Origin of the sequence: Aeromonas sp. s4 (assembly GCF_040907855.1) — a bacterium.
Lineage (GTDB): Bacteria > Pseudomonadota > Gammaproteobacteria > Enterobacterales > Aeromonadaceae > Aeromonas > Aeromonas caviae.
Genome location: NZ_JBFOCP010000037.1, coordinates 44,956 through 54,780, shown reverse-complemented (window position 1 = coordinate 54,780; position 9,825 = coordinate 44,956). Strand labels below are relative to the sequence as shown.

Here is a 9,825-nt window from a genome sequence, read left to right as displayed (position 1 = left end):
CCGGTGATCTGGTCGAGGGCGCCGTTGGCCTCGTCGGCCTGGGTCACCACCCGCAGGCTCTGGTTGCGGCCCTGGGCCATGGCGCTGACGGCGCGGGCGCTCTGCTCCTGGAGGCTGTTGATCATGCCCTGGATCTCGGCGGTGGAGGCGGCGGAGCGGCTGGCGAGGTTGCGCACCTCGTCGGCCACCACGGCGAAGCCACGGCCTTGCTCGCCGGCGCGGGCGGCCTCGATGGCGGCGTTGAGGGCCAGCAGGTTGGTCTGCTCCGAGATGCTGCGGATGGTGTCGAGGATGCTGCCGATGGAGTCGGTCTGGCTCGCCAGAGACTCGATGACCCCGGCGACCTGTTCGATTTCACCGGAGAGGCCGACGATGCCGTGACGGGCCTGGGCGACCACCTGGGCCCCCGCATCGGCCTGCTCGTTGGCCTGCTTGGCAACGTCGGCGGCGAGAGACGCATTGCCGGCGATCTCGCTGACGGTGGCTCCCATCTCGTGGATGGCGGTGGCGACCTGGACGGTGCGATCCCGCTGGGCGGTGCAGTTGTGCTGGGTGAGCTGGGCCTTGGCGGCCACCTCGTTGGCGGTGGCGGCGAGCTGGCGGGAGTTGCTCGCCACCTGCTCGATGGAGCCGTGGATCTTGGCGACAAAGTTGTTGAAGCCGGTCGCCACCTGGGCCAGTTCGTCACGGCCATCGACCTTGAGGCGATGGGTGAGGTCGCCATCACCGCTGCCGAGTTCGCGGAACAGGCGGGCCAGTTCGTTGAGGGGGCGGCTCACGGAGCCGGCCAGGAGGACGCCGAGCAGCCCCATGCCGACGGCGATGGCCAGGCTGACCAGCACCATGTGCAGGCGTGCTCTGTCCAGTTCGGCATAAATCTCGGCCTCCGGCACCTGGGCCACCAGATACCAGTCGAGCAGGGGGATGTAGCTGCTGGCCAGGATCACGGGCTGGCCGTCGACCTCGGCACGGGTGGCGGCAAAGGGCTGCTTGTTGAGCAGGTTGGTGCTGCTGCCGCTGGCCAGCTGGGTCAGGTTGTCCCGATCGATGCGGGCGGCGTCGGGGTGCAGCTTCACCTTGCCGCTGCCGTCTGTCATGAAGACGAAGCCGCTGTCGCCGATGCGGAAGTTGGCGAGCATGCTGACCATGCTGTCGAGGGATTTGGCGAGGCCGGCGAGGCCGCGTCCGTCGAGCTGCTGGAAGTTGACGAACAGTTTTACCTCGCCATTGCTCTCCCGAAAGATGCTGAGCATCAGATCCTGGCGGCTCTTGGTGTAGTCATAGAACCAGTTGTCCTGCTCGTGGTTCAGGATGCGCAGAAAACCGTCCTGGTTGTAGTAGGCGGCACTCTGGCGATCGGCGAAGGAGGCGGTGACCAGGCCATACTGGCTCGTCATGTCCTTGAGCTGGTTGATGAGGATGGACTCCTGCTCCTTGGGCATGCCGCGCTCGACCCAGTCCAGCACGAAGCGGTCGTTGGCAAGCTGTCTGGCGGCATTGGCGACCGAGGTGAGATCCTTTTCGATCTCCTTGCCGATGCGCTGGGTCAGGTTGGGCAGCTCCTGCTCGAACATGCGGTTCTCGATCAGTTGCTGGGCAGAACGCTGGCTGAAATAGCCCACCAGCAGGCAGGAGAGGGCCACGGCGAGGATGACGGTGGCCAGAATTTTCTGTTTCAGTGTCAGGCTTGCGAACATAAGGGTGACTCGGAAGTGTGAACCAGGGTTGAACTCATAATAGCGGCTGATTTGGCGCGCTCTTGAGGCGGCGGGGGCGTTTATTGTCGATTAACGTTTGCGCTCACACCCGGATTGGACTGGATTGGCGCCCGATTTTGCCAAGACATCGTCGCAAGCGGGGCGACCCCTCGCCAGCACCCCGGCTTGCGGTTAAAGTGCTTGCACTTATAGTAGGCTGCACCTGACTGGCGGCCTGCCCGCTCGACCCGCACCGGATTTATGGACTCTCATATGCACATCTTTCATCGGGGATGGACCCACCTGCTCGTGCTCCTGCTGGCGACCCTGCCGTTCATGGCGGCGGCCGGAGCCAATGATCCCGCGCCTTCGGCCAAAAACCCGGGGGCAACCAAGATGGATCGTCCGAAGATTGCCCTGGTACTGAGCGGCGGCGGGGCCAAGGGGTCGGCCCATATCGGGGTGCTCAAGGTGCTGGAGGCAAAGCACATCCCGGTGGACATCATCGTCGGGACCAGCATGGGCTCCTATGTGGCGGGCATGTATGCCATGGGGCTCAGCGCCGAGGAGGTGGAGCGCACGACGCTGGCCATCGACTGGAACAAGGGCTATCAGGACAAGGTGGGGCGCGACGAGCTCTCCCTGCGCAAGAAGCAGCAGACCGAGAAGTACCAGCTGCGCACCGACATCGGGGTCAACGGTGACCAGACCCAGCTGCCGGACGGCTTCTTCCAGGGGCAGTCCATGGCCAGCCTGCTGCGCCACGCCACCTCCAACCTGCCGGCGCAAAAGAGCTTCGACAACCTGCCTATCCCCTATCGCGCGGTGGCGACCGACATGGAGACGGTGACCCCCTTCGTGCTGGAGCACGGCAGCCTCGCCAAGGCGATGCAGGCCTCCATGTCCATTCCCGGTGCCCTCAAGCCGGTGGACTGGGACGGCCGCATCCTGGCCGACGGTGGCACGGTCAACAACATGCCGGTGGACGTGGCCAAGGCCATGGGGGCCGACGTGGTGATCGCGGTGGACATCAGCGCCAAGCTGCGTACCCGGGAGTCCCTCAAGTCGGGATTGGCCATGATCGATCAGCTCACCACCTACATGACCCAGGTGGGGACCGAAAAGCAGAAGGCGCTGCTGGGCCCCGGGGACATCCTGCTGACCCCCGAGTTCGGCAACATGGGGATCGCCGACTTCGCCCTGATGCCGGAGGGGATCAAGATCGGGGAGGCGGTCGCCAACAGTGCTGCGGCCCGGCTCGATGCGCTCTCTCTCTCGCCCGCCGCCTACGCCGACTATCGCAACGGCAAGCTGAGCCGGCGCGCCGAGCGCAGCGGCCAGCCCGCCTACTACATCGACAAGGTGGAGATCATCAACAAGTCGCGCCTCTCCGACGACACGGTGCGGGCCATGCTGAACGTGCGTCCGGACAAGGTGCAGACCTACGAGAGCCTGGAGGCGGGGATCCGTCGCCTCTACGCCCTGGAGTCGTTCGATCGCATCACCTACGAGGTGGAGGAGCGGGACGGGGAGAACGTGCTGGTGGTGGACGCCAGCGAGAAGAACTGGGGGCCGGGTTATCTTAACTTCCAGCTCGGTTTCTCCGATGACTTCGAGAGCAGCTCCAACTACAACGTCGGCATGTCCTACACCCTGACCAACGTGAACGACTGGGGAGGCGAGTGGCTGACCGAGGCGTCCCTCGGGACCGCCAAGCACCTCAAGACCGACTTCTACACCCCGCTGGAGCCCTCCCAGACCTACTTCGGCGAGACGAGCCTGGCCTACGACAAGACCCAGCGACGGGTCTTCTTCCCGGAAGAGAGCAGGTCGTCGTCCGGGGTCAGCTATCTGGACTCCGAGTACAGCTTCACCAGCGTGGATCTCGCCGTCGGCTGGAATCGCCAGCCCTGGAGCCGCTTCTCCCTTGGGCTGGAGGGCAAGATCGGCAGCGTGGAGATCCAGAACCTCACCAACGCGGATGCCGATGCCTCCGCCTGGGGCCCCTACATCCGCTTCGAGCACGACACCCTCGACAGCCGCTACTTCCCCTATCAGGGGGTCTACTGGGACATCAAGGGGGGCTACTCCTACGTCGATCTCGACCCCGCGGACGCGCCCTCCGAGCAGGCCGAGGGGGTGAATTACCGGCTGGTGATGATCAAGCCCTGGTCCTGGGACAGGCACAGCCTCAACCTGATGCTGGAAGGGGGCGGCTCAAGCTCCCAGGAGACGGTACCGCTGTTCGTGCAGGATCTGGGCGGGCTGTTCCGCATGTCCGGCTTCCAGCATTACCAGTTGAGCGGTCGCTACAGCCTGTTCGGCGGATTGCGCTACATCTACCGGGTGGCGGACAATGACTTCGGTGCCTTCAAGGCGCCCCTGTTCCTCGGGGGCTCCCTCGAGCAAGGGGGGGTCTGGGACAAGGGAGAGGACATCAGCATCGAATCCTCCTATACCTCGGGTTCCCTCTATATGGGGGTGGAGAGTTTCCTCGGTCCCATCTTCCTCGGCTATGGCGTGGCGGAGGGGGGGCACGACATGTTCTATCTGCAATTGGGCACTACGTTCCAATAAGGGCGAAATGCTGCCTTTTTGTTAACTCACCTTGGGTGGGCGGCTTGTCACTCTAAAAAAACCTAATGGGTTTATATGGTTATGCTGGTTTGATGAATAACTGCACAGGGTTTGGATTTTAATTAGTCGTTAAAACTTATATAGTGGGGGGCACCCTACGGGTGTCCCGCAAGGACGATCGCCGCGAGCTTGGGCGAACCCCAAAAAAAAGACCAAAGAGGAATTAGTCGTGCTTGAAACATACCGTAAACACGTCGCAGAACGTGCCGCCGAAGGCGTGGTTGCCAAACCTCTGGACGCAGAGCAGGTCGCCGCCCTGGTTGAGCTGATCAAGAATCCGCCCGCCGGCGAACAGGACTTTCTGAAAGAACTGTTGTCCTCCCGCATTCCCCCGGGTGTTGATGAAGCGGCCTATGTGAAAGCCGGCTTCCTGACCGCCGTCGCCAAGGGCGAGGCCCATTCCCCCATCCTGACTGCCGCCGAAGCCGTCGAGCTGCTCGGTACCATGCAGGGTGGTTACAACATTCAGCCGCTGATCGACCTGCTGGACGATGCGACCCTGGCTCCTCTTGCCGCCAAGGGCCTCTCCCACACCCTGCTGATGTTCGACTCCTTCCACGACGTGGAAGAGAAGGCCAAGGCGGGCAATGCCCACGCCAAGCAGGTGCTGCAATCCTGGGCCGACGCCGAGTGGTTCCTGAACCGCCCGGCCCTGGCCGAGAAGATCACCGTCACCGTGTTCAAGGTGACCGGCGAAACCAACACCGACGATCTGTCGCCGGCGCCGGACGCCTGGTCCCGCCCGGACATTCCGCTGCACGCCCTGGCGATGCTGAAGAACGCCCGTCCCGGCATCACCCCGGACAAGGATGGCGTCATCGGTCCCATCAAGACCATTGATTCCCTGAAAGAGCAGGGCTTCCCGCTGGCTTACGTGGGTGACGTGGTCGGTACCGGCTCTTCCCGTAAATCCGCTACCAACTCCGTGCTCTGGTTCATGGGCGACGACATTCCGTTCGTGCCGAACAAGCGTGCCGGCGGCGTCTGCCTCGGTGGCAAGATTGCCCCCATCTTCTTCAACACCATGGAAGATGCCGGCGCCCTGCCCATCGAAGTGGACGTCTCCAAACTGGAGATGGGCGATGTGATCGACATCTACCCGTACCAGGGCAAGATCTGCAAGCACGGCACCGACCAGGTGCTGGCCCAGTTTGAACTTAAAACCGACGTGCTGATCGACGAAGTGCGTGCCGGTGGCCGGATTCCGCTGATCATCGGCCGTGGCCTGACCGACAAGGCCCGCGAAGCGCTGGGTCTGCCGTTCTCCACCGTGTTCCGTCGTCCGCAGCCTGTCGCCGACACCGGCAAGGGCTTCACCCTGGCCCAGAAGATGGTGGGCAAGGCATGTGGCGTTGAGGGCATCCGCCCGGGCACCTACTGCGAACCCAAGATGACCACGGTCGGCTCCCAGGACACCACGGGCCCCATGACCCGCGACGAGCTGAAAGACCTCGCCTGCCTCGGCTTCTCTGCCGATCTGACCATGCAGTCCTTCTGCCACACCGCGGCCTATCCCAAGCCCATCGACGTACAGACCCACCACACTCTGCCGGACTTCATCATGAACCGCGGCGGTGTGAGCTTGCGTCCGGGTGACGGCGTCATCCACTCCTGGCTGAACCGCATGCTGCTGCCGGATACCGTGGGTACCGGTGGTGACTCCCACACCCGTTTCCCCATCGGTATCTCCTTCCCGGCGGGCTCCGGTCTGGTGGCCTTCGCCGCCGCCACCGGCGTGATGCCGCTGGACATGCCGGAATCCGTGCTGGTGCGCTTCAAGGGCGAGCTGCAGCCGGGCATCACCCTGCGTGACCTGGTCCATGCCATCCCCTACGCCGCCATCCAGAAAGGGCTGCTGACCGTCGAGAAAGCGGGCAAGAAGAACATCTTCTCCGGCCGCATCCTCGAGATCGAAGGCCTGCCAACCCTGAAGGTGGAGCAGGCATTCGAGCTGGCGGACGCCAGCGCCGAGCGCTCTGCCGCTGGTTGCACCATCAAGCTGGATAAAGAGCCGATCATCGAGTATCTGAAGTCCAACATCGTGATGCTGAAGTGGATGCTCTCCGAAGGCTACGGCGACGTGCGCACCATCACCCGCCGCATCAAGGGGATGGAAGAGTGGCTGGCCAACCCGGTACTGATGGAAGCGGACAAGGATGCCGAGTACGCCGAAATCATCGAGATCGATCTGGCCACCATCAAGGAGCCGATCCTGTGTGCGCCGAACGATCCGGACGACGCCCGTCTGCTGAGCGACGTGGCGGGTGACAAGATTGACGAGGTGTTCATCGGTTCCTGCATGACCAACATCGGCCACTTCCGCGCCGCTGGCAAACTGCTCGAGAAGTATCAGGGCGAGTTGCCGACCCGCATGTGGATCGCCCCCCCCACCAAGATGGACAAGGATCAGCTGACCGAAGAGGGCTACTACGGCATCTTTGGTCGGGTCGGTGCTCGCATCGAAATACCCGGCTGTTCCCTCTGTATGGGCAACCAGGCGCGCGTGGCGGAAGGGGCCTCCGTGGTCTCCACCTCCACCCGCAACTTCCCGAACCGTCTGGGCAAGGGTGCCAACGTCTATCTGGCTTCTGCGGAGCTGGCCGCGGTTGCCGCCATCATCGGCAAGATCCCGACCGTGGAAGAGTACCTGCAGTATGCCAAGACCCTGGACGCCACTGCGGCCGACACCTACCGCTACCTGAACTTCAACGAGATCGCCTCCTACACCAAGAAGGCCGATGCGGTGATCCTGCAGCAAGCGGTCTGAGACTCGCCGGTCTGACCACTGAAAATAACAATGCCGCGTCTCGACGCGGCATTTTCCATTTCAGGGGGCTGCGCGATAATGACCCGCCATGCCCAGCAACGGCGTCGTCGATTTGCCTGGTACGCGCGTTGCGCTTTCGTTGTCTGGCCATGATGGCCCCACCGTTTCCTGGTGGGCATTTTTATACCGCGGTACCTGCGAAGCGGGCCCGCGCATTGCGGCGTGGTTGCTATGTTTCTGTTCCGGATTGATCTGGCCCGTATGAAGTGGCGCCTTGGTTGTGCCCTGCTGGTGTTGGCCCTGCCCCTGGTGGTGGGAGGGTGGATGGTGCATGACAGCTACGAGCAGGAGCTGAAGAACGATGCCAGTGCGTCAGCCAGCAAGGCCAGAACCTTGCTGGAGCGCATGCTGGATCAGGCCGAGCGGGCCAACCTCGAGGTATTGCCGCTGGCCGGTCGCTCCTGCAGCGACAACCTGTTGCTGCTGCGCAAGCGGGTGGCGCTGGAGCCGTTCCTGCGCTCCATCAATCTGGTGCGACAGGGGATCATCAACTGCACCTCGCTGTTCGGGCCTGCCAGGGAAGTGGATGACGGCTCCCGCTACACGGATCGCAAGTTGCTGCTGATGAGCGGCAACCTGGTGCGCAAGAATCACCCCTTGCTGGTTGTGCGTCAGGAGCGGGGGCGTGATGCGGCACTGAGCGCCATTGACAGCAGCCAGCTCAGTTTCATGCTCACCCTGAGCAGCGATCCCAGCGAGCTGTTCTTGCAGGTGGGGTCCGCCTGGCTCGATGAGTCCGGCCACTTCCAAAGCGATCCGCCGAAACTGCACAGCAAGTTTGCCCTGATACTCGCCTCCCAGCGTTACCCCTTCACCATCCACGCCGGTTATGCCATGCCGATCTACTGGCGTGCCCTGTGGGAGGCTCGCCATCTGCAGCTGATCTGGCTGGGAGCCAGTTCGCTGGTGCTCTCACTGCTGGTGTGGTGGCTGCTTGGGCGGCCGGGGGCCCTGACGGACGAGCTGAGACGCGGGCTGCGAGCCAGGGAGTTTGTCCCCTATCTGCAACCGCTGATCGCCAGCAAGGGCGGCAAGATGGTGGGAGCCGAGGTACTGATGCGCTGGCAACATGCCACCGAGGGGCTGATCCGCCCCGATCTCTTCATCCCCCAGGCGGAAGAGTCTGGCCTGATCGTGCCCATGACGGTCAACCTGATGAAGACGGTGGCCAAGACACTCCACCCGGTACAGAAGCAGTTGCCCGAGGCATTTCACATCAGCTTCAACATCAGTGCCATCCACTGCCGGGACCTCTCCCTGGTGGCGGAGTGCCGCGACTTCCTCGGCCACTTCGTGCCGGGACGGGTGGTGCTGGTGCTGGAGCTCACGGAGCGGGAGCTGCTGGTGACCAGCCCGCAGACCCTCTCCCTGTTTCGCCAGCTCGACGAGATGGGGGTGCAGCTCGCCATCGATGACTTTGGCACCGGCCACTCCAGCCTCATCTATCTGCAGCAATTCCACGTGGACTATCTCAAGATCGACCGCTCCTTCATCGGCCGTATCGGGACGGAGTCCCTCTCCGAGCACATCGTGGACAACGTCATCGACCTCGGGGGACGGCTGGGGTTGTCCCTGGTGGCCGAAGGGGTGGAGACGGAGCAGCAGGCCGCCTATCTGAGAGGCAAGGGGGTCCAGTATCTGCAGGGATACCTGTTTGCCCGCCCCATGCCGATACGCCAGTTCTGCCGGGAGCTGACGGCGGGAGAGATACAGGTCGCCGCCGGGCGCACCGCCCAGGGCTAGGCCGCGCCCACCAGGCTGTGCAGCCAGTTCACCAGGATGTCGTGGGGGCTGCCGGGTTCGGGAGGGGCGGGGGCGAGCAGGTGATAGCCGGTGCCGTCGGGGACGAAGCCGAGCGGTGCCACCAGCAGACCGGCCTCGATATCATCGCACACCTGGCGGTAGGGGCCGATGGCGACTCCCAGCCCGGCGACTGCCGCCTGCAGGCTGAAATAGAAGTGCTCGAAGGTCTGACCCGGCACCTCCTCGTCGGCGGACATGCCTGCGTGCTGCTGCCACTCCAACCAGGCGCCCGGACGGGTCTTGGTGTGCAGACGGGGGGCTGTTGGCCTGAGGGCCTGCACATCCCCCCTGGATTCAAAAAAGTGCGCTACCTTGCCCGGCGGGCAGACAGGGCCGGTCCGCTCCTCGAACAGCAACTGGTTGTAGAGCTCGGCAGGCCAGTGAAAGTCGTTGCGCCGGATGGCGAGATCGATGCCGCTGCCAAAGCTGAGGGCGCCGCCGCCCGCCATCAGGTGTACGTCCAGCTCCGGGTGCAGGGCCTGGAAGGCGGGCCAGCGCGGGATCAGCCAGCGCATCAGAAGGGTGGGTTCGCAGGAGAGCACCAGCGACTGGGGACGGCTCTGCTGGCGCAGGGCCTGCGCCGTCTGGCGGATGCTGCCCAGCCCCTCTCTGACCGCCTGATAGAACCGTTCACCCGCGTTGGTCAGAAAGACCCGGCGCTGGCGCCGCTCGAACAGCATGACCCCCAGATCCTCCTCGAGCAGTCGTACCGCCCGGCTGATGGCGCCATGGGTGAGGTGCAGTTCGTCGGCGGCGCGGCCGAAATGCTCGGTGCGGGCAGCCACCTCGAAACAGCGCAGGGCGGTGAGGGAGGGAAGCGAGAGGGCTTTTTGTGAGTTTTTTTCACCATTCATGTCAGAA

5 protein-coding genes are annotated in these 9,825 nt (G+C 63.7%); 3 read left to right on the top strand and 2 right to left on the bottom strand.

Features of this window, described 5'->3' with window-relative positions; all coding sequences use genetic code 11:
- Window positions 1-1,697, bottom strand: a 1,697-nt coding sequence (locus AB5Y89_RS12490; RefSeq protein ID WP_368223881.1) for a methyl-accepting chemotaxis protein, incomplete at its 3' end; no start/stop codon positions are given.
- A 273-nt stretch (window positions 1,698-1,970) separates the two neighbouring features.
- On the opposite strand from AB5Y89_RS12490, the gene AB5Y89_RS12485 reads away from it, so the two are divergent.
- The 3 genes from AB5Y89_RS12485 to AB5Y89_RS12475 all read left to right on the top strand — a co-directional run bounded on the left by AB5Y89_RS12485 (window position 1,971) and on the right by AB5Y89_RS12475 (window position 8,904).
- Window positions 1,971-4,274, top strand: coding sequence for a patatin-like phospholipase family protein (locus AB5Y89_RS12485; protein ID WP_368223880.1), 2,304 nt, complete (start codon window positions 1,971-1,973; stop codon window positions 4,272-4,274).
- Between the two features lie 229 nt (window positions 4,275-4,503).
- On the top strand, window positions 4,504-7,101 hold the full coding sequence (gene acnB, locus AB5Y89_RS12480) for a bifunctional aconitate hydratase 2/2-methylisocitrate dehydratase (protein ID WP_368223879.1): 2,598 nt from the start codon (window positions 4,504-4,506) through the stop codon (window positions 7,099-7,101).
- A 231-nt stretch (window positions 7,102-7,332) separates the two neighbouring features.
- A complete protein-coding gene (locus AB5Y89_RS12475; RefSeq protein ID WP_368223878.1) occupies window positions 7,333-8,904 on the top strand; it encodes an EAL domain-containing protein in 1,572 nt (523 codons plus the stop codon).
- On the opposite strand, the gene AB5Y89_RS12470 is transcribed toward AB5Y89_RS12475, so the two are convergent.
- Entirely contained in the window at window positions 8,901-9,818 is a 918-nt protein-coding gene (locus tag AB5Y89_RS12470; RefSeq protein ID WP_302097945.1) for a LysR family transcriptional regulator, read from the bottom strand. The genes AB5Y89_RS12475 and AB5Y89_RS12470 overlap by 4 nt on opposite strands.
- Between the last annotated feature and the right edge of the window lie 7 nt (window positions 9,819-9,825).